The sequence below is a fragment of the Corynebacterium sp. HMSC074A01 genome, assembly GCF_001831515.1.
In the GTDB taxonomy this organism is placed as follows: Bacteria; Actinomycetota; Actinomycetes; order Mycobacteriales; family Mycobacteriaceae; genus Corynebacterium.
Genome location: NZ_KV825615.1, coordinates 55,069 through 78,866, shown reverse-complemented (window position 1 = coordinate 78,866; position 23,798 = coordinate 55,069). Strand labels below are relative to the sequence as shown.

The window sequence follows — 23,798 nt, the reverse complement described above, 5'->3', positions numbered from 1 at the left end:
AGTTCACAGCGCCGGGAACGCCCGCTGCGGGCATTCGTGCCGCGGGCAAGTCTCGCAGCCGGGCCCGATCGGGGTGGCGGAGTCCGGTGAGAGGTCGAGCCCGTCGGCGTAGACCATGCGGTCGGCGTGGGCTGCGTCGCAGCCGAGCGTCACCGCGTTTTCTTTCCGGGGCGCGCCGAATTCCACGGCCGGGCCCTGCACCATCCGCGCCACCCACATGTACGTGCGCCCGTCGGGCATGACGGAGACCTGCCGGGTGACGCGGTTTGGTGTTTCGAAGGCGCGGTGCACGACCCACAGGGGGCAGGTGCCGCCGCGTTGTGAGAAGTGGAACGAGGTGGTGGACTGCCGCTTCGAAATATTGCCCGCCCGGTCGGTGCGGATGAATACGAAGGGGATTGCGGCGGCGCCGGGGCGCTGCAGGGTGCCGAGGCGCTGGCAGGTGGATTCGAAGCCGGTGCCGAAGCGGGCGGAGATGACGTCGATGTCGTAGCGGGTCTCTTCAGCCGCCTCCAAAAAGAGCGAGTAGGGCATGGTGGCGGCGGCGGCGAAATATTGCGCGAGTCCGTGGCGGGCCAGTTGGCGGGCGCGGGGGGCGGCGATGGGGGAGACGTGGGCGTCGATAAGCGAGCGGTGCGCGATGCGCGCATAGTGGTAGGACAGCTCAAAACACTGCTGCGCTTCGGTGAGGCCGGTGCGGACGCGGATTTCGCGGCTGGCGGCGTCCGCGAGTGAGCGCTCGCCGCCGGTGGCCTGGTTGAAGCGGACGGTGTAGCCGTAGTCGCGGTCGAGCGCGCCGGCGATGCGGGTCAGTCGAAGCTGGCGGGCGTGCGCACCGGCGGCGAAGTCCTCGGCGGCGCTGTCGAGGTCGTGGAAGTAGTTGTTGTGCTGCTGGAAGAAGTCGCGCACCACGATGTGCGGGTTGTTGGCGGTGCCGGCGAGCAACCCAGGCAGTGCTTTGATGCCCTCGGCGACGGCGGGGTAGCGCAGGGCGATGTCGGCGAGGTCGGCGTCGGGGACGTCGGGAAGCAGCTCGGCGAGCTCGCCGGCGACGCGCTGTTCGGAGGCGGGGGAGAAGTAACTGGCGTCGAGGCCAAAGACCTGGGTGAGTTGCAAAAGCACGGTGACGGTGAGCGGCCGCTGGTCGTTCTCGAGCTGGTTGAGATAGCTGGTGGAGATGCCGAGTTTGCGCGCCATGTCCACCTGAGTCAGCCCTTCGGTCGCGCGCAGCGTGTGAATTCGTGCCCCCGCGTAGTGCTTGGCCATCGCGTTTTGCCTTTGCTTCCCTGTCCTGAACTGTGTGTTTACAAAGTTTACAAAGCTTACTCGCCCGTGACACTAATTTTCACACATTGGAGAATGACCTGGCACACATTCGCGCCCCTAGTATGAGTTGCAACAACAGGGCGCTCGCTTATCGACGCCCACTCGTCCCCACACAAGCCGAGGAGTTGCACCCACAATGATCAACCATGAAGTTCGCACCCGGAAGTCCGCCGACGACTTCCCCATCGAAGAGCACCTTGCGTACAAGGTGGCCAAGGTTGCCGCTGACCCGGTCGAGGTCCCGGAAGACACCCGCGAGATGATCATCAACCGCATCATCGACAACGCGTCGGTCGCGGTCGCCTCCTACGGCCGCCGCCCCGTCGCCACCGCCCGCGCGATGGCCGAGGCACACCCGGTCGCCGAGAGCGGCGCGCAGGTCTTCGGCATCGACGGTTCCTTCTCCGCGGAGTGGGCCGCCTTCGCCAACGGCACTGCCGTGCGTGAGCTGGACTTCCACGACACCTTCCTCGCCGCCGAGTACTCCCACCCGGGCGACAACATCCCGGCGCTGCTCGCCGTGGCCCAGCACAAGGGGCTCGACGGCAAGGCGCTGATCCGCGGCATTGCCACCGGCTACGAGATCCAGGTCAACCTGGTCAAGGGCATCTGCCTGCACGAGTGGAAGATCGACCACGTCGCCCACCTCGGCCCGTCGGTTGCCGCAGGTATCGGCACCATGCTCGAGCTGGACGTGGACACCATCTACCAGGCCGTCGGCCAGGCGCTGCACACCACGACCGCGACCCGTCAGTCTCGCAAGGGCCTGATCTCCTCCTGGAAGGCCTCCGCCCCGGCGTTCGCCGGCAAGATGGGCATCGAGGCCGTTGACCGCACCATGCGCGGCGAGGGTGCCCCGGCCCCGATCTGGGAGGGCGAGGACGGCTTCATCGCCTGGATGCTGCACTCCCCGGAGCGCACCTACATCGTCCCGCTGCCCGCAGACGGCGAGGCCAAGCGCGCGATTTTGGAGACCTACACCAAGGAGCACTCCGCCGAGTACCAGGCGCAGGCCCCGATCGACCTGGCGCGCCGCATGAAGCAGACCATCGCGGATGCCGGCAAGTCCACCACCGACATCGAGTCGGTCGTCCTGCACACCTCGCACCACACCCACTACGTCATCGGCACCGGCGCGAACGACCCGCAGAAGATGGACCCGAAGGCCTCGCGCGAGACCCTGGACCACTCGATTATGTACATGTTTGCCGTCGCGCTCGAGGACGGCACCTGGCACCACGTCAACTCCTACACCCCGGAGCGCGCCGGCCGCCCCGAGACCGTTGAACTGTGGCACAAGGTCTCCACCGTCGAGGACGAGGAGTGGACCCGCCGCTACCACTCGCAGGACCCGAACGAGAAGGCCTTCGGCTGCCGCGCCGTCATCACCTTCGCAGATGGCACCGTCATCGAGGATGAGATGGCAGTTGCCGACGCCCACCCGTTCGGCGCCCGCCCGTTCGAGCGCGAGAACTACATCCAGAAGTTCCGCACCCTGGCCGAGGGCATCGTGACCCCGGAGGAGCAGGACCGCTTCCTCGCAGCCGTGCAGGACCTGGAAAACCTCACCGACCTGTCCGAGCTCAACGTTGTGGTGGGCGACGAGGCGAAGGCAAACGCACCTGAGATCCCGGGAGGCATCTTCTAAATGTTTGCGCCAGAAAAAACACCGCATGAGCGTCGTAAAGCACTGCGGGCTTCGCTGGAGGCGGAGACTATCACGAAGCTGCCGGGCGCGTTCAACCCGCTGACCGCGCGCCTGATCGAAGACATCGGCGCATTCGAAGGCGTCTACGTCTCCGGCGCGGTGGTGGCCAACGACCTCGGCCTGCCGGACATCGGCCTGACCACCTTGTCTGAGGTGGCCAACCGCGGCGGCCAGATCGCCCGCGCCACCAACCTGCCGGTGCTTATCGACGCGGATACCGGCTTCGGCGAGCCCATGAGCGCCGCCCGCACCGTCGCCGAGTTCGAGGCCGCCGGCCTGGCCGCGCTGCACCTGGAGGACCAGGTCAACCCGAAGCGCTGCGGCCACCTCGACGGCAAGGAAGTCGTGCCGCGCGACCTGATGGTCCGCCGCATCACCGCCGCGGTGCGCGAGCGCTCCGACGACCAGTTCGTCATCTGCGCCCGCACCGACGCCGCCGGCATCGAAGGCATCGACGAGGCCATCGAACGTGCGAAAGCCTACGCCGACGCTGGCGCGGACCTTATCTTCACCGAGGCGCTGTACTCGGAGGAGGACTTTGCCAAGTTCCGCGCTGCCGTCGACACGCCGCTTCTGGCCAACATGACGGAGTTCGGCAAGACCGAGCTGCTCTCGGCCGACACCCTGCAGGGTCTCGGCTACAACGCGGTGATCTGGCCGGTGACCACCTTCCGCATCGCCATGGGCCAGACCGAGGCGATGCTGCGCGACATCGCAGAAACCGGCATCCAGACCGAATGGTTGGACAAGATGCAGCACCGCTCGCGCCTCTACGAGCTGGTCCGCTACAACGAGTACAACCAGTTCGACCAGTCCGTCTTCACCTACTCCAAGGACAGCTACAAGTCCACCTTCGAGTAGGCCTGAAGCACTCAACCCCTAACCCATTTCACACATAAGGAGCACACATCATGTCTGATCAGGAAATCCGCAAGGGCCTCGCCGGCGTCGTCGCCGACTACACCGCCATCTCCAAGGTCAACCCGGAGACCAACTCCCTGCTGTACCAGGGCTACCCGGTCCAGGAGCTGGCCGAGAACTGCACGTTCGAGGAGGTCGCCTACCTGCTGTGGCACGGCGAGCTGCCGGACGAGACAGGCCGCGAGGAGTTCCGCAACGGTTGCATGACCAACCGCGACATCGACGAGGAGCTCATCCAGGTCATCAACTTCCTGCCGAAGGACTGCCACCCGATGGACGTGCTGCGCACCGCGGTGTCCTTCCTGGGCACCCGCGACGAGTACAAGTTCACCCCGAACTCGGAGCACATCCGCAAGATCGGCACCCAGCTGCTCGCCCAGCTGCCGACCGTCGTGGCGACCGACATCCGCCGCCGCCAGGGCAAGGACTACATCGCCCCGACCAAGGACAAGAGCTTCGCCGAGAACTTCCTCTGGATGGTCTTCGGCGACGAGGAGGGCTCGCCTGCGACCATCCCGTCCGACATCGAGGCCTTTGAGAAGTCCCTGATCCTGTACGCGGAGCACTCCTTCAACGCTTCCACCTTCACCGCGCGTACCGTCACCTCCACCCAGGCCGATGCCTGGTCTGCCATCACCGCGGCCATCGGCGCGCTGAAGGGCCCGCTGCACGGCGGCGCGAACGAGTTCGTCATGCACAACATGGTCGAGGTCGGCTCCCCGGAGAACGCGGAGGAGTGGACGCTGAACAAGCTGAAGAACAAGGAGCTCGTCATGGGCTTCGGTCACCGCGTCTACAAGAAGGGCGACTCGCGCGTGCCCACCATGGAGGCTGCGTTCAAGAAGCTGGCTGCCGAGCACCCGGAGAAGGACGCCCAGAAGTGGGTGGAGATCTACGACATCATGGCCAAGACCATGTACGAGAACACCTCCATCAAGATCCGCCCGAACCTGGACTTCCCGTCGGGCCCGGCCTACTACATCCTGGGCTTCGACATCGAGTTCTTCACCCCGCTGTTCGTCATGGCGCGCATCACCGGCTGGATCGCTCACATCATTGAGCAGTATGAGAACAACTCGCTGATCCGCCCGCTGTCCGCCTACAACGGCCCGGAGGAGCGTCACCTCTAAGCGCCTGCCGCTTCTCGACGCCCCGCTTGACCCAGCCCGCCGCGCCGCCTCGCCGCCGGCGGGCTGCGGCGTGTGCGGGACGCACCCCCCGTTTTCGCAGATTTCCCACATAAAAATGACCATTACAGTCGGGATTAGCGGTATGATCGATCTGCTGTGTTCGATATGCGAACCGCGCGCTCCTGGCACAAAAGCGAAAGGACCTACCTCCAGTGGACACGCTTCCTCTCAATGACCTGCCCGCATTCAAGAAGATTCTGGTTGCGAACCGCGGTGAGATCGCCGTCCGCGCGTTCCGCGCCGCGTTTGAGACCGGCGCGAAGACAGTCGCCGTTTACCCCCGGGAGGACCGCAACTCCTTCCACCGCCCGTTCGCAGATGAGGCGGTGCAGATCGGTACCGAGGGCCAGCCGGTGAAAGCCTACCTGGATATCGACGAGATTATCCGCGCCGCGAAGGAGACCGGTGCTGACGCCGTCTACCCGGGCTACGGCTTCCTCTCCGAGCGCGCCGACCTCGCCCGCGCCTGTGCCGCCAACGGCATTAAGTTCATCGGCCCCACCCCGGAGACCCTGGACCTGACCGGCGACAAGGCCGCCGCCGTCCACGCCGCCGAGCGCGCCGGCCTGCCCACGCTGAAGGACTCCGAGCCCTCTTCCGACCCGAAGCAGCTGGCCGAGTACGCCAAGGAGTTCCAGTTCCCCGTCTTTGTCAAGGCCGTCGCCGGTGGCGGCGGGCGCGGCATGCGCTTCATTGAGAAGCCGGAGGACGTCGAGGCGCTCGCCGCCGAGGCGTCCCGCGAGGCGGAGGCCGCCTTCGGCGACCCGAACGTCTACATCGAGCGCGCCGTGATCAACCCGCAGCACATCGAGGTGCAGATCATGGCCGACTCCTACGGCAACGTGATCCACCTCTTCGAGCGCGACTGCTCCCTGCAGCGCCGCCACCAGAAGGTCGTCGAGATCGCGCCGGCGCAGCACATCACCGAGGAGCAGCGCCAGCGCATCTGCGCCGACGCCGTGGCGTTCTGTAAGGAGATCAACTACGAGGGCGCCGGCACCGTCGAGTTCCTCGTGGACGAGGCGGGCAACCACGTCTTCATCGAGATGAACCCGCGCGTGCAGGTCGAGCACACGGTGACCGAGGAGGTCACCGGCGTGGACATCGTGAAGAACCAGATGTACATCGCGGCGGGCGCGAAGCTGTCGGACATCCACTTGGAGCAGGACCTCATCGAGGTCAACGGCGCCGCCCTGCAGTGCCGTATCACCACCGAGGACCCGAACAACGGCTTCCGCCCGGACTCCGGCACCGTGACCGGCTACCGCTCCCCGGGCGGCGCTGGCGTGCGTCTCGACGGCTCCGTGGCCGTCGGCACCGTGATCACCCCGAACTTCGACTCGCTGCTGGTCAAGATGACTTGCCGCGGCCGCAACTTCCAGGTCGCCGTCGACCGCGCACTGCGCGCGCTCAACGAGTTCACCGTCAACGGTGTCTCCACCAACATCGGCTTCCTGCGCGCGCTGCTGTCGCAGCAGGACTTCCAGAAGGAGCGCATTAACACCGGCTACATTGCCGCGCACCCCTTCCTGCTTGAGGCCCCGCCGGCTGCCGACGACGCAGGCAAGATCCTCGACTACCTCGCCTCCGTGACGGTCAACCAGCCGAACGGCCCGCGCCCGACGGCCATCCGCCCGTCGAAGAAGCTGCCCACCGCTGACTACGGCGAGACCCCGCGCGGCTCCCGCGACGAGCTGCTCGAGCTCGGCCCGACAAAGTGGGCGGAGAAGCTGCGCAACCAGACCGCGCTCGGCGTGACCGAGACGACCTTCCGCGACGCGCACCAGTCGCTTTTGGCCACCCGCATCCGCACGAACACGCTGGTGGCAGCGGCGAAGCACGTCGGCCACCTCACACCGGAACTGACCTCGGTGGAGGCCTGGGGCGGCGCGACCTACGACGTCGGCATGCGCTTCCTACACGAGTCGCCGTGGATGCGCCTGGACGAGCTGCGTGAGGCGATGCCGAACGTGAACATCCAGATGCTGCTGCGCGGCCGCAACACGGTCGGCTACACCCCGTACCCGGATAGCGTGACCCGCGCGTTCGTGCAGGAGGCGGCGAACTCCGGCATCGACATCTTCCGCATCTTCGACGCGCTCAACGACGTCTCCCAGATGCGCCCGGCCATCGACGCCGTGCTGGAGACCAACACCACAGTCGCCGAGGTCGCCATGGCCTACTCCGGCAACCTGCTGGACCCGAACGAGGACCTCTACACGCTGGACTACTACCTGAAGCTCGCGGAGCAGATTGTCGACGCCGGTGCCCACGTGCTTGCCATCAAGGACATGGCCGGCCTCATGCGCCCGGGCGCTGCGGCGAAGCTGGTTTCCGCCCTGCGCGAGCGCTTCGACCTGCCGGTTCACGTGCACACCCACGACACCGCGGGCGGCCAGCTGGCCACCTACCTCGCCGCCGCCAACGCCGGTGCCGACGTCGTCGACGTGGCGTCCGCGCCGCTGGCCGGTACGACCTCGCAGCCGTCGATGTCCGCCCTCGTCGCGGCGTTCGCCAACACGGAGCGCGACACCGGCATCTCCCTGCAGGCCGTCTCCGACATGGAGCCCTACTGGGAGGCCGTGCGCCAGGTTTACGCGCCGTTCGAGTCCGGCATCCCCGGCCCGACTGGTCGCGTGTACAAGCATGAGATCCCGGGTGGCCAGCTGTCCAACCTGCGCACGCAGGCCAACGCCCTGGGCCTGGGCGACCGTTTCGAGCTGATCGAGGACTACTACGCCGCGGTCAACGAGATCCTCGGCCGCCCCACCAAGGTCACCCCGTCGTCGAAGGTCGTCGGCGACCTGGCGCTGCACCTCGTGGGCGCGGGCGTGGACCCGAAGGACTTCGCGGAAAACCCGCGCAAGTACGACATTCCGGAGTCCGTCATCGGCTTCCTGCAGGGTGAGCTCGGCACGCCTCCGGGCGGCTGGCCGCTGCTTCGCGACGCCGCACTCGCCGACCGCAGCCCCGTCGACCACACCGTCGAGGTCCCGGCCGAGCTTGAGGGCGACCTGGTATCCGAGGACCACACCACCCGCCGCGCGGCGCTGGATAAGCTGCTGTTCCCGAAGCAGTACGCGGAGTTCCTCGAGCACCGCCGCACCTACGGCGTGACCGACCAGCTCTCCGACAAGACCTTCTTCTACGGCCTCGTCGAGGGCGAGGAGACCATGATCTGGTACGGCGAGATCGACGAGCAGCGCCCGCCGCTGTCCGTGCGCCTCGACGCTGTCGGCGAGCCGGACGAGAAGGGTATGCGCCAGGTCATCCTCACCGTCAACGGCCAGATCCGCCCGATGCTGGTGCGCGACGAGAACGCCGAATCCACCGTCGCGGAGGCCGAGAAGGCTGATACGTCGAACCCGGGCCACGTGGCTGCGCCGTTCGCGGGCGTGGTCAACGTCACCGTGAAGGTGGGCGACGAGGTCAAGGCCGGCGACCAGGTTGCCACGATCGAGGCCATGAAGATGGAGGCTGGCATCTCGGCCACCAAGGACGGCACGATCGAGCGCCTCGCGTTTACCCAGCCGACCAAGGTGGAGGGTGGCGACCTGGTGGTCGTCATCGCCTAGCGGTTATTTTGCCCACCCGGGCGCTCGAGTAGACTCGGTGGGGTGAAAAAACTCGTTGTGGCCTGCGGTGTGGCGGCGCTTGCGCTGTCTCACACCGTAGCGTCCGCGGCGGAGCCGACGGTGGTGGACCAGGGCGACGCGATCGTCGTTGGTGGCTCTGCGTGCACCGTCGGCTTTAACCTTGGCGCATCCAGCTACACCGCAGCGCACTGCGGGGAAAGTGGCGACCGGGTGCGCCTTTTGCTTGCCGACGGCACGGTCACCCCGCCCACCGGCACCCTCACCACCTCCGCCGCCAGCGAGGGCACGACGAACGACTGGGCGCGCATCGACTGGGACGCGGGCGTGGAGGTCGGGCCCAACGAGTACAGCGGCGATGGGGCAGTGGCGCTGGATTCGGTGCGCCCCGGCGAGCAGGTGTGCACCTACGGCCAGGCGACGCGGGCGACTACGTGCGGGGTGTTTCACGCGCGGGTGGGCAACTCCTTCCTCGTCGATATTGCGCCGGGCAAGGCCGGCGATTCCGGAGGGCCGGTGTGGATCCCGGGCCGCGGGTTCTTAGGCGTGCATTCCGCGACCGTATCGGGGCGCAACAACCTCAACGGCGAGGAGAAGACGATGCTGCTCGGCGCGACGACCGCTGACGGCGACGACATCGCAGACGCGCTGTCAGACGCGTTCGTCGACTACTTCGCCGTCAGCCCGGCGTTTGCGGGCGCGCCGAAGCCCCCGCCGTCGGCGGGCGCGCCGAAGCCCCCGCCGACGGCGGCGGGTGGAGTGATCCCCGAGGACAGCGCGCCGCAGGAGTCCGATTCCTGGTACATGGCGGCGCTCATCGGGGTGGTCGCGCTGTTGACCGTGGTGATTAACCTGATCCTCTAGGTGGTGTGCCTTGGGCGGGTCCGCCGATGATGGTTTCGGCGTCAACGTAGTCGCGGCCGGTGAATCGTGGTGTGCCGTATTTGGGGCCGATCCAGGCGATCCGGCCGTCGATGCGTGCCATACGGCCGCGTTCGGGTTGGCCGTTGACCGCGTTGTGGTGTGGGCACAGCCAGCACATGTTCGACGGGTGCGTTTCCCCACCTTGGGCGTAGTCGGTCAGGTGGTGGGCCTGGCACTTGGCGATCGGGGTGGTGCAGTCCGGCCAGCAGCAGGTTGGCGAGTCCGCTTCGATCGCCAGGCGCTGCACCGGCGAGGCAAGGCGTGCCCGGTGAGTATTAATCGGCCCGAGGTGCGGTGCGGCGAGGGTGATGTAGCCATCAGGCAGGATGTGGCGGCGCAGGACTTGGCTGGTGGTCATCTTCACACCAGTGTTGGTGACCACGACGGGCTCCTGGTCGGGTCGGTCATCCGTGCCGGCGAGGACGTGGTCGATGTCCTTGTCGGTGATAATCGCGTGTATCGCCACCGGTGCTTGGACGATGTGGCGGTTGTTGACCAGCCAGTCGATCGGGTCGATGGGTTTGCCGTCCTCGCCGGGGGTCTCAAACGTGGTGACCAGGTCTTGTAGGTCGTTGGTGGGGCCGGTGAGCCGAATGATGAACTTGTCGTGCTTGTCGCTGCGTTGGATGCGTACCCCGTCTTGTGGTGGGCGGGGTGGAAGATACTCTTTGCGCAGCCGGGTGGCTTTCTTCGAGATGGTGGTGGTGTCACCTTCGGTGGCGCACAGCTGCGCGGTGTATTCCCAGCGCTTCGTCGGGTTGGTGATCCTCCGTGCGGTGCGCTCGATCAGCTCGAGGGTTTCGATGCAGTGCCGGTTGGCCTCGGCCGCGCTTCGGGCTTCGAGTTGGTAGCGCGAGTGGCTGGTGGGCCGGAAAAACCGGCGCGCGAGACGCACGAGCGTGTCGGCGTAGTCGTCGGCCGCGCCCATCCCGACAAGCGTATCCGCGTCGAGGCCTGCCTCGTAGACAAGCCGGAGTGCGCCGATTCCCCCTGCTTTGAAGGCCAAAAAGGCCCGTAATTGTTGTTGATCCCCCATAGGCCCACAACCTAGCGCAGGCCGCGGACCCCTGCAACTTAAAGGTTGAGCGCCATAACGTTGGCTTTGCCCTTGACGTCGTCAAAGCCGAACTGCTCGTAGCGGTGGCGGGCCCGCGGGTTGTCCGGGTCGACCCACAGCGCGAGGCGTTCGGCACCCTGCTCCTGGCCCAGAAGGACGGCCTGCTCGAGCAGGAGCGCGCCGAGCCGGTGGCCGGCGTAGCGGCCCTCCACCGCGATGGCGAGCTCCGGGATATCCGGGCCCAGGTTGGCGTGGCCCTGATCAGGCGAGGCCCAGTAGCGGAACCAGATGCCGCCGGCCGGGGTGTGGAACTCGTCGGACACGATAATGCCGCCGTCGGAATCCGGGTCCCAGCCGTAGATGTACTCGTGCACGCCGGCGACGATGCCTTCGCGCTCCTGCGGGTGCATCGGGGCCGTCTCGTCGCCGAAGACTTCGGTGAGGAAGTTCAGGCGCTGGAGGTAGGTGCGGTCGGCTTCTTTGGCTCTGCGGAAGTGGAACTCCATGCGCCCCACAATAGCAAGGCGATAGGTTGTACTATTTGGCCCATGCATACCGTTGCTCGCCGCGCCGCCGTCCTCGCCGCAGCTGCCGCCCTTGCCGCCCCGCCGGTTGCGGGGGCGGCAGAAGTGGTGCAGCAGGGCTCGCAGATCGTCGTGGCGGACGCCTCAAGCTGCGCGATCGCCTACAACGACCGCGCCGAGAACATCAGCTACACCGCCGCGCACTGCGGGCTCACCGGCGAGCGGGTGCGGCTCAAGCGCGCGGACGGGTCGACTACGGGCGAGGTTGGCACGTTTTACCCGTCCTCAAAGTGGGGCAAAGGTACCGGCAACGACTGGGCCGCGATCCGCTGGGATCCGGGCGTGCGGGTGGGGGTGAATGGCCGGAGTGGGGACGCGGTGGCGTCGCTAAGCGAGATGGCGAAAGGCGAGCAAGTCTGCACCTTTGGGGTGGCCTCGCGGCAGGTGCAGTGCGGGACGTTTGCTGGTAGCATCGACAATAATCTGTACTTCGATGGGGTCAGCGGGCAGCACGGCGACTCCGGCGGACCCGTGTGGTCGCCGCGGCGCGGGTTCCTCGGCGTGTACTCGGGCGTGAGCATCATCTCCACCAAGGGCGGCGGGGAGCACCGGCTTTCGCGCGCGTCCGTGCCGAAAAACGGCGACGAGGTGACCGAAGGCGAGGAGATCCGGCTCATCGCCGACTACTTCCGCGCCCCGCAGGTCAACGACCACCGCGCGGAGCTGCCTGACGACGCGTTGTCCGGCGCGGCAGCGGGCTCGGCGCGGCGCATCGAGGCCAGCAGCAATATGGATGAGGGGACGCTGCCGGTCATCGCCATCATTATCGTCGGCGTGCTCGCGGCCTCGGCACCGGTGCTGGGCCAGATTTTGCAGACCGTCGCGCAGTGGCGCATCGACGGCCTGCTGCCGCGCTAGCTACTTCAGCTCCATCAGCACGGCGGCCTTGTTCACCTGGGCGCCCTCCTCGGCGGCCAGACCGGTGACGGTGCCGGCCTTGTGAGCCTTGACTGGGTTCTCCATCTTCATGGCCTCGAGTACTACGAGGACGTCGCCCTCTTCGACGGTGTCGCCCTCGGAAACGTTGCACTTGATCACGGTGCCCTGCATCGACGCGGCCACGGCGTCGCCGGAGATGGCCGCCTTCGAGCCGCTGGAGCGGCGCTTCTTCGGGCGCTTGCGCTGCGCCCCGCCGAGCAACAGGGAGGAGGGGAGTGCGACCTCGATGCGGCGGCCGTTGATCTCCACGGCGAAGGTGCGGGCGGCATCGGTGTCCGTTTCGGTCTCGGAATCCGCGTCGGCGGCGGGCAGCTCGTTGACCCACTCCTCCTCGATCCAGCGGGTGTAGACGCCGAAGGAGTCGCCGTCGCCGATAAAGGCCGGGTCGTCGACGATCGCGCGGTGGAAGGGGATCACGGTGGGCAGGCCCTTGACCACGTACTCACCCAGCGCGCGGCGGGCACGCTGCAGTGCCTCCTCGCGGGTCTCGCCGTGGACGATCAGCTTGGCCAGCATCGAGTCGAACTGGCCGCCGATGACGGAGCCTGCGCGCACGCCGGAGTCGACGCGCACGCCCGGGCCGGCCGGCTCGGCGTACTCGGCGATGGTGCCCGGTGCCGGCATGAAGTTCGCCGCGGCGTCCTCGCCGTTGATGCGGAACTCGATGGCGTGGCCGTGCGGGGTGGGGTCGGCGTCAAAGCGCAGCTTCTCGCCGCGGGCGATGCGGAACTGCTCGCGCACCAGGTCGACACCGGTGGTGGCCTCGGTGACGGGGTGCTCGACCTGCAGGCGCGTGTTGACCTCCAAAAACGAGATCAGCCCGTCGGAGCCTACGAGGTACTCCACGGTGCCGGCACCGTAGTAGCCGGCCTCGCGGCAGATCGCCTTCGCCGAGGAGTGGATGCGCTCGCGCTGCTCGTCGGTCAAGAACGGGGCGGGGGCCTCCTCGACGAGCTTCTGGAAGCGGCGCTGCAGGGAGCAGTCGCGCGTGCCCATCACGACGACGTTGCCGTGCTGGTCGGCGAGCACCTGGGCCTCCACGTGGCGGGCCTTGTCCAGGTAGCGCTCGACGAAGCACTCGCCGCGGCCAAACGCGGCGGTGGCCTCGCGGGTGGCGGACTCGAACAGCTCCGGGATCTCCTCGCGGGTGTAGGCGACCTTCATGCCGCGCCCGCCGCCGCCGAACGCTGCCTTGATAGCGACCGGCAGGCCGTGCTCGTCGGCAAACGCGAGGACCTCCTCGGCGTCCGCGACGGGGTCTTTGGTGCCCGGGGCCATCGGGGCGTCGGCCGCCTCGGCGATGTGGCGGGCGGTGACCTTGTCACCCAGTGCCGCGATGGCTGAAGGCGAGGGGCCGATCCAGGTCAGGCCCGCGTCGATGACGCGCTGGGCGAACTCGGCGTTCTCGGACAAGAAGCCGTAGCCGGGGTGGATGGCGTCGGCGCCGGATTTCGCCGCGGCGTCGAGAAGCTTGTCCATGTCCAGGTAAGACTCCGCCGCGGTCGCGCCACCCAGGGCGAAGGCCTCGTCGGCCAGCCCGACGAAGGGGGCATCCTTATCCGGCTCCGCATACACGGCGACAGAGGCAATACCTGCGTCTTTCGCCGCGCGGATGACTCGGACAGCAATCTCGCCGCGGTTGGCCACCAGCACCTTCGTAAGCGCGTGGCTCAGGTTCGTGGCGTCTGCGGTAGAAGCGTCGTTTGAAGTAGGCACGAAAACATCCCGTCTTTCTTGCAAGCGATTAGTGATGCCAAACTATATCGGTTCTCGACGCCCCATGTTACAACTCGCATGAAAAAACGTCGCGGAGGCTGGGCGGCCAACGCGACGTCGACAAGCGGGCTAGGCGCCCGAGCCCTGCTCAACGGGCACGCGCACCATGTTGCCCCACTCGGCCCACGAGCCGTCGTAGAGCGAGATGTTGCTAAAGCCCAGGATGTGGTTGAGCACGTACCAGGTGTGCGCGGAGCTCTCGCCCAGCTGGCAGTACACCACCGTTTCGGCGTCCGGGTCGAAGTCCTCGTAGATCGCGGCGATGTCCGGCAGGTCCTTGAACAGCGCGTTGGGGAACAGGGAGCGGCCCCAGGTCACGTTCACCGCGCCCGGGATGTGGCCGTGGCGCAGCGTGGAGGGCGACTTGCCGGGGGCGCGGTCGGAGGCGTTGCCGTCGGTGCCGTCGTACTGGCCGGGGTGGCGGGCGTCGATAAGCTGGGCGGGAGTGTGCTGCAACAGATCGGTAGCGAAGGTGCGGTACGGCTTGTCCTGCCGCTGAACCACCGGGTACTCGGTGGCGGGGTACTCCGGCACGGCGAACGAGGTGTCGCGCTCCTCGCCCATCCACGCATCCCGGCCGCCGTCGAGCAGGCGCACATCCGGGTGACCGAACAGCTCGAAGATCCAGGCAGTGTAGGCGGCCCACCAGTTGGACTTGTCGCCGTAGACCACGACCGTGTCGTCGCGGGAGATGCCGCGCTCGCTCATCAGCTTGGCAAAGGCCTCGCCGTCGATGAAGTCGCGGGTGACGGGGTCATTCAGATCGCGGTGCCAGTCGATGCGCACGGCGCCCGGGATGTGCCCGATGTCGTAGAGGTAGGCGTCCTCGTCGCTTTCCACCACGCGCAGCCCCGGCTTACCCAGGCGCGCGGACAGCCACGCTGCGGAGACGAACTTCTCCGGGTGCGCGAAGTCTTTAAACTTCGGGTGATCATCGAGCTCAATGGCCATGGTTGCTCCCCTTCATCTGCATGCTTATCGACGCTCCAACGCCGGTTTTCTCCGCCCCAACCCTACAGAATGTACGCCCCCGGCGAGGCAAAATCGCCGCGCGGGGGTGCCTTGCGCACGGTTCAGCGCAGGGGGAGGGCGGCGGGTGTGAACTTGCCCACTTGGGGCGCGCTCGTGGAGAGAAAACGTGGCATTGGCCTTAAAATTTGATGGGTAAGAGCTGATTGGCGCCGGAACATAGCCGGACCAAGAGAGAAAGGGCCACCCCGTGCACAAAGCAATTGTTGTCTTCGAGGTTGAAGGCGGATCCGACAAGTACTTTGACGGCCACCGCAAAGACACCATGCCCATCGTCAACGCCATCAAGGATGCCGGCTGGCACGCCGAGGTGGTCTACTACCGCCCCGAGTGGAGCGACGACATCTACGCCTACGTCAGCGAGAACTTCGACGGCTACATCTCGCGCGTCAACCCCGGCAACATCCCGGGCGGCGAGCAGGGCTACTTCCAGCTTCTGACCAGCCTGTCGGTCGCTGGCCTGGTCGGCATGTCGACCCCGGGCGAGATGATGGCCTACGGTGCCAAGGACGCCCTGGTCAAGCTCAACGACACCGACCTCGTGCCCGCCGACACCGCCGCCTACTACGACGTGGAAACCTTCCACGAGACGTTCCCGACGTCGCTGTCCTACGGCGAGCGCGTGCTCAAGCAGAACCGCGGCTCCACCGGCTCTGGCATCTGGCGCGTGCGCCTCGACGACGAGGAGGCCGCCGCCAGCGTCGAACCGGGCACCGCGCTGCCGCTGGACACCAAGCTGCGCTGCACCGAGGCCGTGGACAACCACACCGAGGTTCGCCAGCTGGGTGAATTCATGGACTTCTGCGACCAGTACATCGTGGGCGACAACGGCATGCTCGTGGACATGCGGTTTATGCCGCGCATCACCGAGGGCGAAATCCGCATCCTGCTCGTCGGCCCGCACCCCGTCTTCGTGGTGCACAAGAAGCCGGCCGAGGGCGGCGACGCGTTCTCCGCGACCCTGTTCTCCGGCGCGAAGTACACCTACAACAAGCCGGAGGAGTGGCAGGAGCTCATCGACATGTTCGCCGAGGCCCGCCCGGTGATTGCGGAGAAGCTCGGCGGCGACAACATCCCGCTGATCTGGACCGCGGACTTCATGCTTGCCGACGACGACGAGACCGGCGAGGACACCTACGTGCTCGGCGAGATCAACTGCTCCTGCGTCGGCTTCACCTCGGAGCTGGACATGGGCATCCAAGAGCTGGTGGCCAAGGAAGCCATCAGCCGCATCGAGGCGAAGCTTGCGTAAGCGCGGTTAGTCGTACGTGCCCAGTAGGTAGCTGACGGGGTAGTCCCACCACTCGTGGAACTTCGCGGTGTCACCGGCAACGGCTGTCACCGCGCCGTCGATGACCCGGAGTTCTGCGGAGTAGTGGTTGACGTAGCCGTCGGCGGTGTACTGGCCGCGCTCCGACCACTCGAAGGTGGCGCCGCCGTCCTCGAGTGGCGTGATGTTGTCGATCCTGCCGAAGAGTTTCATCTCTTTGGCCGGTTCGCCGTTGATATAGAGCGCCAGCCCGTCGGCGATTGAGGCTGCGGTGCCGGCGTGGCTGTGCTCGTCGCCAAGCGAGCCGCGGAAGACGATCCAGCTCAGGGGCGCGCACGGGTCGTAGGCGTTATCGATGTCATCGATCCAGTAGTTGTAGTCGCTGCCGTCGTCGGCGGGCATGCGGCCGGGGGCTATACCGGAAGGGTAAGCCTCGCGGGGGTCCTTCGGCAGCTGCGCGCAGGTCTCCGCGTTGTCCTGGGCTTGCTGAGCCGACGGCGCAGCGCTCTCCGGGCCGACGTCCTCCTCCACCGCGGTGGTCTGCGTGACCGTCACGGTGGGCGGGTCGGCTGGCTCGGTGCTGCAGGCGGCAAGCGGGAGCAGTGCCGTGAGGACAGTGGCGGGAACGAAGCGTTGCATGGGTTCTTAGAGGAGTTCGTCGACGCTGGCCGGGTCGGCGTCGGAGAGCATTTGGCGGCAGCGGTCGTACTCGGCATCGTCGCCAATCGCCTTGGAAGCAAGCGCGAGCATCGCGATGGCCTTGAGCACAGGCTTGTTCGCCTCGTGGGAGGCGGGGACCGGGCCCCAGCCCTTCCAGCCGTTGGCGCGCAGGCGGTCGAGCGAGCGGTGGTAGCCGGTGCGCGCGTACGCGTACGCGACGAGCACGTCGCCGCTGTCGAGCTCCGCCTCGGCGCGGGCGGCCCATACCGCAGGCGAGTCCGGGTGCGCGAGCGCGGTCTCGCGGTCTAAGAGGTCCTTGCCGTGCGCGGGGTCTTCGGGCAGGTGCAGGGGCGGTGGTGCGAGCATGTCGTTGATTTCCATGGCGCCAGGCTAGCAGTTTGCGCTTTTCGACGAGCGCCCACGCACCAGAGGCTTTACAGTAGTGCGCAACCCGACGCGAAGGAGTCCTCATGGCAAGCCCGCTGTATGTTGCAAAGAAGGGCAGTCACGAAGAGTTCTGCGAGGTCTTCGATCCCGCGAAAAACGACGTAACCGACATGCTGTTCGCAGCACTGACCAACGGTGACCCGGAGGCGCGCGCGAAGATCTGCAACGACATGTTGGGCCGTGGCGCTGACGCGTCGCGCGAGGAATACGGGCAGAACGCGCTGACGATCCTGCTTGGTCGGCATCGCGACCTCGGGGAGGGCGACGCGGCGCTAGTGCAAAGGCTTATCGACGGCGGCGCGGACGTGAATTTCCGCAACCGTAGTGGGGACGTGCCCATCAAGCTGGCTATTGACATGGGGACGGATGATGCACAGCGTCGGCCGATCTACGAGGCGTTGTTCGGCACGGGCGCGCTCGACCTGAGCGAGCCTTCGAGCGTGCGCAACCCGAAAAACACGATCGGTGGTTGGCTACGCATGTGCGTGGACGCGAACCCCGAAGGGCTTGCGGTGCTCGACGAGTTCCTTGCCGCTCGCGGGTACTAGTCCCAGAAGTCGGAGGCGTTGAGGCCGAAGCGGTAGAGGCAGCGGCGCAAAAGCGGCATGGAGAGGCCGATGACGCTGGTGGGGTCGCCGTCGATGGAGTCGATGAACCAGCTGCCGAGCGCCTCGAGAGTGAACGCGCCTGCGCACTCGAGCGGTTGGCCGGAGGCGGCGTAGGCGGCGATGTCGGCGTCCGAGACGTCGCCGAAGCGGATCGCGGTGGCCACCGTGTCGACGACCCACTCGCCTTGATAGGCCACGGCGTGGCCGGTGAGCAGGTGCGCTTCTTGGCCTCGCTGGGCTTTCCAACGCGCGATGGTGCGCTCACGGGTGTGGGGCTTGCCGAGCAGTTCGCCGTCGAGAAGCAGCATGGAATCGCAGCCGACGACGACGTCAGCGGGGAAATCTCCGGCGACGGTGGCGGCCTTGGCCTGTGCGAGTTTTTGGACGATGATGCGCGGTTCGGCCTCGCCGAGTTCGGCGATGATCGCGTCCTCGTCGATATGGGCGGGTCGGAGGACTGGGGTGATGCCGCCTTGCTCGAGCAGCATGCGGCGGGAGGGCGATTGGGAGGCGAGGACGAGGCGCATGAATTAGAAGTAGGTGACGTTGGCGAAGGCGTGCGGGTTAAACACCACGTTCTGGTGCTGCGGCAGGGCGGGCGCGCCCCAGCGGTTGCGGTCCGCGGGCTGCTGCTTCGCCTTGGCGGCGGCCTGCATATCGGCGAGGAGCGAAGATAGGGCGGCGAGCTCATCCTCGGTGGGGTTGCCCTTAGTGACGGTGAACAGGGTCGCGGTTGGTGCAGTCATAGCCATCCTTTCGTCAAGAAAGCATTTAGTGTAGCAAAAGTATAGCGGCTACAGCGGAATGTTGCCGTGCTTCTTCTGCACCGGGTAAACCACCTTGCGTTCCAGCAGACGCAGGCCCTCCAGGACGTGGTGACGGGTCTCCGAGGGTGGGATGACCGCGTCGACCAGGCCGCGCTCCGTCGCCACGTACGGGTTGATGTTTTCCGCGGCGTAGGCCTCGGCGTCGACGTCGAGGCGGGTGGCGGCGGTGGGGGCGTCGGCAAGCGCGATCTGCGCGGTCGGCCATGCGAACACCAGGTCCGCGCCCAGGCCCTTGGAGCCGAGGACGGTGTATGCGGTACCGAGCGCCTTGCGGGTGATCACGGTGATGGTGCCGACCTGGGCCTCGGCAAAGGCGTAGGCGAGGGCGGCGGCACCGGCGGCCGCGCCTGTGCGCTCCTCGTCCTCCGAGGGGACGAAGCCGGGGGAGTCCACGAACTGCACGATGGGCAGGTTGAACGCGTCACAGGTGCGGATAAAACGGGCGGCCTTTCGCGCGCCCGCCGCGGTCAGGCAGCCGGCGAGCACGCTCGGCTGCGTTGCGACGACGCCGACGGCGCGGCCGTTGACGTGCGCGAAGCCGGTGAGCACGTTGCCGGCGTGGGCGGCGGAAAGCTCGAAGAAGTCGCCGTCTGTGACTGCGGCGATGATGTCGGTGACCTCGTAGGGCTGCGCGTCGTCGTCGGGGATGATCGCGTCCAGGTCCGTCTCGGACGCTGCGCTGTCCGTGCCGAGCGGGGAGGCGGCCTGGTTGTTCAGCGGCAGGTAGCCCACGATGCGCTGGACTGCGTCGAGCGCGTCCGCCGTGTCGGCTGCCGTGACCTGCGCCAGGCCCGTTTCCGCGGAATGGACACCCACGCCGCCGAGCGCCTCGGCCGTGGTTGGGGTGCCGGAGACCTGGCCGACGATGTCGGTGTCCGCCAGGTGCAGGCTCGCGCCCTCGACCATCACGGTGACGTCGGCAAGCGGCACCGTGGTGGCTGCAAGCGTTGCCACCTCGCCGGCGATCAGTGCGATCTGCGGCACCAGCCCGGAAGCCTGGGTGGCCGCGCGCAGCAGCTTGGCCTGCATGTGCGCGGTGACAATACCCTCCTGCCAGCGTGGGCCGGCAGAGTCGTAGATGCCGATGATCGGCACGCCGGTCTTGGTTGCCAGGTCATAAAGCTTCAACATCTTCTCGGCGTAGACCTCGCCGATGGCACCGTCGAAGATGTCGGGGTCTTGGCTGAAGATGCAGACCCGGCGGCCGTCGATAAGCCCATAGCCCGTGATCACGCCATCGGTGGCGGGCTTGGTGCGGTCCATCTTGTAGGCCTCGACGCGGTGGCGGGCCAGCGCGTCGGTCTCTACAAAGGAACCTTCATCGAGCAGCTTCTCCACGCGCGCGCGAGCCGTCATCGCGCCCTCAGTCGGCGCCTCCGCGTGCTCGGCCGCAGGCGTGCGCGCCTCGTCGAGACGGTTGCGCAGGTCTTGGATGCGGCCCGCAGTGGTCTTCAAATCGGGTTTAGCAGTCTTTTCGCCCATAAGCCCTCAGTCTATGCCCCTATCTGTCATGCAACAAAGATGAAACCACAGAGCCTATCGTCCGATCGGGCACGGGTGTTTCGGGGGCGTTGCTACGCGCCCCGCTCGTGCACCACGACCTGCGGTCCTTCCGCACCCGCGAAGATGAGCTCGAGGCGGGTGACTTTTTGACCAAGCGCTTCCTCGAGGAACGTGGCGTAGATGTCCAACTGCACAAAGTAGCTGGTCACCGTCTCCGGGGTTGCGGTGACGTCGGTCTTCCAGTCGGCGATGACCCAAGCGTCGCCGTCGGCGTAGAGCAGGTCGATGTAGCCGTTGACCGCGGTGTCACCGACAGTGCCGATGACGGGGACCTCCCGGCGCGACTCCGTTTCAAGACTGCGCGCGTACGGGGCGGACTGCGCGAAGCAGTCAGCGACGCGCGCCACCTCCTTCGCCGCCCCCTCCGGCAGCTCGTAGAGCGAGGCGACGGTCGCCGCGATCTGCTCGAGCTCGCCGCCGGTGGGCAGATGCTCCATCACGTCGTGGACGGCGGAGCCGAACTCGGTTCCCGCGTTATCGCGGAACAGCCCGGTAGCGATCTGGCGCGCCGGGTAGCCTGCGCGTGCTACCTGCTCATCGAGGGATGCGCGCAGGCGGGTGCCGGTCAGGCGCGTGTGCCGTGGGGTGTCGTTGGCCTGGTCCGCGGCGTGCGCAATCGCGGTCACCCCCATGCGCTGGGTAAAACCGGTTGCCTCGGCGAGAGCTTCGGCGTTGGCTGCGAAGCGTTCGGCGGCCGGCGCGCCGGGTTCCGCGTCTGGTGTCGCGGGCGCTGCGGTGGTGTCAAAGCCGGGCAGTTCTTCGCGGGTGATCGGGGTGTACTGGGTGGAGTCGTCGATGACCGCGGCGAGCTTCGCGCCACGCTGCGCCTTGGCGTAGTCACGCGGTCCGCCCTTCTTCCGGGGCTTATTCTTCTTCAGCTGCAGCGGGATCGCCAGGACGGACTTGGCGCGCGTCATAGCGACGTAGAGCAAACGGGTCAGCTCGTTGGCGTCGGCTTCGTCGTCGAAGGCCTTGGCCGTCAGGTAGTCGGGGGTCTGGGCGTCCTTGAGTTTGAACTGCGCGGTGCGGTCCTTGCGGGAGAAAGCCCGGACTGCGCGGCTGCCCGTGGTGTGTCCGGACATGCCGGCGGCGATGACCATGGGAAACTCGCGGCCCTTGGACTTGTGGATCGTCATGAAGCGGACTGCGTCGGTGCCGGTATCGAGCAACGGCTCGGTGACACCTTGGTTAGTTTCGGCCTGGGCGTCGGACCAGCGGACAAACTCACGCAGGCCCAGCCCGGTTGCGGCGGAGAAACGCTCGGCAAGCGCGAGCAGCGTCTCCACCCGCGGGAGGTGGTCGGGGTGGCCGCTGGCGGCGTAGGCCTCCGCGAGCCCGAATTCGGAAACGACGTTGCGCACCATGCTTGCCGCGTCGGTGCGCAGCGCTTCCCCGGCCAGGCGCCGCAGTTGTGCCTCGGCCTCCACAACGCGCGTTGCGGTCGGGTCCTGCTGCGCCCAGCGGGCGATCTCCGCGTCCGAACAGCCGACAAGCGCGGTGCGCAGGGCGGCGACGCGGGTGAAGTCGTCGGCCGGGTCGGCGATCGCGCGCAGCACGGTGAACAGATCGTTGAGTTCCGGGGTAGCAAAGAGTGCGCCGGAGCCTTCGGAGACCCAGGGGATGGCGGCGCTATCAAGCACCTGCATCAGGCGCAGCGCATCGTTGTGCGTGGGTACGACGATGGCGATGTCGGAGTAGCGCATGGGCTGACCCGCGTGCGCCCCGCTGTGGTGAACGAAGCGGGGGTCCGCACCGGCAGTCGCCGCGCGGATGAGCGCGACGACGTCCGCCGCCTCGCGCTCGCGCAGCTCAGCTGGTGGAAGATCCTGCGCGTCCGAATCCTGCAGGACGATGAACGCACCCTCGCGTCCGTCCGTGGCGTCCTGGGGGAGCATGGGAACGTAGTGGGCTTGGGCGGGCCCGTCGGTGGGGGTCGTGTGGGCGTCGAAAAGCTGCCCGTAGAGCTCGTTGACGGCGGCCACGACGGCATGCGAGGAGCGGAAGTTGCGCGAGAGCTGCTTGACACCGTGGTCGGCGTCGCGGGCGGCGGCGCTGGTGCGAGCGGCGACGTAGGTGTCGATGTCGGCATTGCGGAACTTGTAGATCGACTGCTTCGGGTCGCCGACCATGAACAGGCGGCCGGGCTGCGGGGTATCGTGTGGGCCGCGGGCGATCGCGGTGACGATGTCGAGCTGCGCGGGGTCGGTGTCCTGGAACTCGTCGACGAAGATGACGCGGTACTGCTCGTGCAGCTTCGCGCGCACCTCATCGTTGTCTACGAGTTTTTGCGTCAGGTAGATCATGTCGTGGAACTCGAGCACGCCGGTGCGGCGGCGGGCGTCGGCGGCTTCGCGCACAAGCGCTGCGAGCACGGGGGCGATTGTCGACGTCGCCGCGTACCCGGCGTAGAGCCCAAGCGCACCGAGTCGCTCGCGGAAGGTCTTGTATTCCGCTCTGGCTTCCTTGGCTTCCGCGCCGTTGCCGCCGAGCGTGCGTGGCGTAGGCAGGCTGAGCTCGGCAAGAGAGTCTGCTGCGTCGAGGTCGGCGAGGCTCTCGTCGAAAAACGCGAGGAGCTTGTCGGAAACGCCAGAGGTGTGGGCGCGGTCGCGAATCAGGCGCAGCTCTTTGCGCAGGCTGGCGCGGAGCTCGTCTTCCGACGGGGCCTCGAAGGCGGGCGCGGCGATGGTGGCGTCGAGCTCGCCCCAGTGCGCATCCATCCACTCAGCCAGTTCCTGTATGTGCTGGAAGGTCACGCCCTCGCCCAGGAGGAACTGCAGTTGGGTGAGGAATTCGGCTGCGGAGATGTCGGTCGGCAGGGCGTCGATGGCTGCTGCCGCTTCCTCGTCGCCCTCGAACAGCGCGGTGATGGTCTCAATGATCGCCTCGCTGTGCTGGGCGGGGGAGAAGTAGGCGGCGAGGTCGTCGACGGCATCGACCTTGGGCGGCAGGCCCGCCTCGAGTGGGTACTGCTTGAGCACGCGCAGGCAGAAGGAGTGCAGCGTACCGAGCGCCGCGCCGGGCAGCCCCTGGAGCGCGTCCGCGGCGCGGGTTTTCGCCAGCGCAGCGTCGGCGAAGGTGCGGGGCGCTCCGTTGCCGAGCGTGTACTCGCCAGTGTCGCAGACTTGGATGAGTGCGCGGCGCAGGCGGGCGGTCAGCTCCGCGGCGGCGGCTTCGTTGAAGGTGATGGCGGCGATCTCGTCGATGCGCACGCCGTGCTCGATGATGAGCGTGAGCAGACGCTGGATGAGCATAACGGTCTTGCCGGAGCCGGCGCCCGCCTCGACGAAGCAGGAAAGGTTGACCTGGTTCTGGATGAATTCGCGGTTGGCTTCGTCCTCGGCGAGGCGGTCGGCAAACTGTGCGGTAGTCATTTTTG

General features: G+C 67.0%; 19 protein-coding genes. 8 read left to right on the top strand and 11 right to left on the bottom strand.

The genetic code is table 11. The annotated features are described in order from the left end of the window. Positions 1-3 precede the first annotated feature (3 nt). Positions 4-1,266 carry a short-chain fatty acyl-CoA regulator family protein gene (locus tag HMPREF2550_RS04135; protein WP_070789901.1) on the bottom strand — a complete coding sequence of 421 codons (1,263 nt, stop codon included), beginning with the start codon at positions 1,264-1,266 and terminating at the stop codon, positions 4-6. 196 nt (positions 1,267-1,462) lie between these two features. Between HMPREF2550_RS04135 and prpD the strand changes: the two genes are divergently transcribed. The 5 genes from prpD (at position 1,463) to HMPREF2550_RS04110 (ending at position 9,602) form a co-directional block, all read left to right on the top strand. Then, a complete protein-coding gene (prpD, locus tag HMPREF2550_RS04130) occupies positions 1,463-2,974 on the top strand; it encodes a 2-methylcitrate dehydratase PrpD (protein ID WP_070789899.1) in 1,512 nt (503 codons plus the stop codon). Continuing rightward, complete coding sequence (prpB, locus tag HMPREF2550_RS04125) at positions 2,975-3,895, top strand: methylisocitrate lyase (RefSeq protein ID WP_070789898.1); 921 nt, start codon at positions 2,975-2,977, stop codon at positions 3,893-3,895. Positions 3,896-3,945: 50 nt separating this feature from the next. After that, the gene (locus HMPREF2550_RS04120; RefSeq protein ID WP_070789896.1) at positions 3,946-5,085 is read left to right on the top strand and encodes a bifunctional 2-methylcitrate synthase/citrate synthase; all 1,140 of its coding nucleotides are present in this window, start codon (positions 3,946-3,948) and stop codon (positions 5,083-5,085) included. A 212-nt stretch (positions 5,086-5,297) separates the two neighbouring features. Next, positions 5,298-8,720 carry a pyruvate carboxylase gene (locus tag HMPREF2550_RS04115; protein WP_083319771.1) on the top strand — a complete coding sequence of 1,141 codons (3,423 nt, stop codon included), beginning with the start codon at positions 5,298-5,300 and terminating at the stop codon, positions 8,718-8,720. Positions 8,721-8,762: 42 nt separating this feature from the next. Next, complete coding sequence (locus tag HMPREF2550_RS04110) at positions 8,763-9,602, top strand: chymotrypsin family serine protease (RefSeq protein ID WP_141760522.1); 840 nt, start codon at positions 8,763-8,765, stop codon at positions 9,600-9,602. Here HMPREF2550_RS04110 and HMPREF2550_RS04105 read toward each other — a convergent pair. Both HMPREF2550_RS04105 and HMPREF2550_RS04100 read right to left on the bottom strand, forming a co-directional pair. After that, complete coding sequence (locus tag HMPREF2550_RS04105; RefSeq protein ID WP_141760521.1) at positions 9,586-10,698, bottom strand: HNH endonuclease signature motif containing protein; 1,113 nt, start codon at positions 10,696-10,698, stop codon at positions 9,586-9,588. The two genes, HMPREF2550_RS04110 and HMPREF2550_RS04105, sit on opposite strands and share 17 nt — an antisense overlap. 38 nt (positions 10,699-10,736) lie before the next feature. Further along, positions 10,737-11,225, bottom strand: coding sequence for a GNAT family N-acetyltransferase (locus HMPREF2550_RS04100; RefSeq protein WP_070789888.1), 489 nt, complete (start codon positions 11,223-11,225; stop codon positions 10,737-10,739). 42 nt (positions 11,226-11,267) lie between these two features. On the opposite strand from HMPREF2550_RS04100, the gene HMPREF2550_RS04095 reads away from it, so the two are divergent. Then, positions 11,268-12,161 (top strand): chymotrypsin family serine protease, encoded by an 894-nt coding sequence (locus HMPREF2550_RS04095; protein ID WP_070789886.1) that lies wholly within the window; start codon positions 11,268-11,270, stop codon positions 12,159-12,161. Here the strand turns inward: HMPREF2550_RS04095 and HMPREF2550_RS04090 are convergent, their stop codons facing one another. Together HMPREF2550_RS04090 and HMPREF2550_RS04085 are read right to left on the bottom strand one after the other, a co-directional pair. Beyond that, positions 12,162-13,958 carry an acetyl/propionyl/methylcrotonyl-CoA carboxylase subunit alpha gene (locus HMPREF2550_RS04090; RefSeq protein WP_246819753.1) on the bottom strand — a complete coding sequence of 599 codons (1,797 nt, stop codon included), beginning with the start codon at positions 13,956-13,958 and terminating at the stop codon, positions 12,162-12,164. A gap of 129 nt (positions 13,959-14,087) precedes the next feature. Next, positions 14,088-14,969, bottom strand: a complete 882-nt coding sequence (locus tag HMPREF2550_RS04085) for a sulfurtransferase (protein WP_070789884.1) — start codon at positions 14,967-14,969, stop codon at positions 14,088-14,090. A gap of 268 nt (positions 14,970-15,237) precedes the next feature. Here HMPREF2550_RS04085 and HMPREF2550_RS04080 point away from each other — a divergent pair, with 268 nt between their 5' ends. Continuing rightward, a complete protein-coding gene (locus tag HMPREF2550_RS04080) occupies positions 15,238-16,299 on the top strand; it encodes a Cj0069 family protein (protein ID WP_070789882.1) in 1,062 nt (353 codons plus the stop codon). 6 nt (positions 16,300-16,305) lie between these two features. Here HMPREF2550_RS04080 and HMPREF2550_RS04075 read toward each other — a convergent pair whose 3' ends face one another. Then, entirely contained in the window at positions 16,306-16,956 is a 651-nt protein-coding gene (locus HMPREF2550_RS04075) for a hypothetical protein (RefSeq protein ID WP_070789880.1), read from the bottom strand. Between the two features lie 6 nt (positions 16,957-16,962). Then, entirely contained in the window at positions 16,963-17,358 is a 396-nt protein-coding gene (locus HMPREF2550_RS04070) for a DUF3151 domain-containing protein (RefSeq protein ID WP_070789879.1), read from the bottom strand. Positions 17,359-17,447: 89 nt separating this feature from the next. Between HMPREF2550_RS04070 and HMPREF2550_RS04065 the strand changes: the two genes are divergently transcribed. After that, entirely contained in the window at positions 17,448-17,972 is a 525-nt protein-coding gene (locus HMPREF2550_RS04065; RefSeq protein WP_070764631.1) for an ankyrin repeat domain-containing protein, read from the top strand. Here HMPREF2550_RS04065 and HMPREF2550_RS04060 read toward each other — a convergent pair. The 4 genes from HMPREF2550_RS04060 to HMPREF2550_RS04045 form a co-directional block, all read right to left on the bottom strand. Then, positions 17,969-18,559, bottom strand: a complete 591-nt coding sequence (locus HMPREF2550_RS04060; protein ID WP_070789877.1) for a Maf family protein — start codon at positions 18,557-18,559, stop codon at positions 17,969-17,971. The two genes, HMPREF2550_RS04065 and HMPREF2550_RS04060, sit on opposite strands and share 4 nt — an antisense overlap. Positions 18,560-18,562: 3 nt before the next feature. Next, positions 18,563-18,778, bottom strand: coding sequence for an acyl-CoA carboxylase subunit epsilon (locus HMPREF2550_RS04055; protein WP_070789876.1), 216 nt, complete (start codon positions 18,776-18,778; stop codon positions 18,563-18,565). A 48-nt stretch (positions 18,779-18,826) separates the two neighbouring features. Continuing rightward, positions 18,827-20,341 (bottom strand): acyl-CoA carboxylase subunit beta, encoded by a 1,515-nt coding sequence (locus HMPREF2550_RS04050; protein ID WP_070789874.1) that lies wholly within the window; start codon positions 20,339-20,341, stop codon positions 18,827-18,829. Between the two features lie 92 nt (positions 20,342-20,433). Next, positions 20,434-23,793, bottom strand: a complete 3,360-nt coding sequence (locus HMPREF2550_RS04045) for a UvrD-helicase domain-containing protein (protein ID WP_070789872.1) — start codon at positions 23,791-23,793, stop codon at positions 20,434-20,436. Between the last annotated feature and the right edge of the window lie 5 nt (positions 23,794-23,798).

Excerpts from the sequence above, each read along its gene's own strand:
- prpD (WP_070789899.1), top strand. The coding sequence starts at position 1,463 with ATGATCAACCATGAAGTTCGCACCCGGAAGTCCGCCGACGACTTCCCC.
- HMPREF2550_RS04070 (WP_070789879.1), bottom strand. The coding sequence starts at position 17,358 with ATGGAAATCAACGACATGCTCGCACCACCGCCCCTGCACCTGCCCGAA.
- HMPREF2550_RS04085 (WP_070789884.1), bottom strand. The coding sequence starts at position 14,969 with ATGGCCATTGAGCTCGATGATCACCCGAAGTTTAAAGACTTCGCGCAC.
- HMPREF2550_RS04075 (WP_070789880.1), bottom strand. The coding sequence starts at position 16,956 with ATGCAACGCTTCGTTCCCGCCACTGTCCTCACGGCACTGCTCCCGCTT.
- HMPREF2550_RS04045 (WP_070789872.1), bottom strand. The coding sequence starts at position 23,793 with ATGACTACCGCACAGTTTGCCGACCGCCTCGCCGAGGACGAAGCCAAC.
- HMPREF2550_RS04065 (WP_070764631.1), top strand. The coding sequence starts at position 17,448 with ATGGCAAGCCCGCTGTATGTTGCAAAGAAGGGCAGTCACGAAGAGTTC.
- HMPREF2550_RS04060 (WP_070789877.1), bottom strand. The coding sequence starts at position 18,559 with ATGCGCCTCGTCCTCGCCTCCCAATCGCCCTCCCGCCGCATGCTGCTC.
- prpB (WP_070789898.1), top strand. The coding sequence starts at position 2,975 with ATGTTTGCGCCAGAAAAAACACCGCATGAGCGTCGTAAAGCACTGCGG.
- HMPREF2550_RS04120 (WP_070789896.1), top strand. The coding sequence starts at position 3,946 with ATGTCTGATCAGGAAATCCGCAAGGGCCTCGCCGGCGTCGTCGCCGAC.
- HMPREF2550_RS04105 (WP_141760521.1), bottom strand. The coding sequence starts at position 10,698 with ATGGGGGATCAACAACAATTACGGGCCTTTTTGGCCTTCAAAGCAGGG.
- HMPREF2550_RS04055 (WP_070789876.1), bottom strand. The coding sequence starts at position 18,778 with ATGACTGCACCAACCGCGACCCTGTTCACCGTCACTAAGGGCAACCCC.
- HMPREF2550_RS04095 (WP_070789886.1), top strand. The coding sequence starts at position 11,268 with ATGCATACCGTTGCTCGCCGCGCCGCCGTCCTCGCCGCAGCTGCCGCC.
- HMPREF2550_RS04100 (WP_070789888.1), bottom strand. The coding sequence starts at position 11,225 with ATGGAGTTCCACTTCCGCAGAGCCAAAGAAGCCGACCGCACCTACCTC.
- HMPREF2550_RS04050 (WP_070789874.1), bottom strand. The coding sequence starts at position 20,341 with ATGGGCGAAAAGACTGCTAAACCCGATTTGAAGACCACTGCGGGCCGC.
- HMPREF2550_RS04135 (WP_070789901.1), bottom strand. The coding sequence starts at position 1,266 with ATGGCCAAGCACTACGCGGGGGCACGAATTCACACGCTGCGCGCGACC.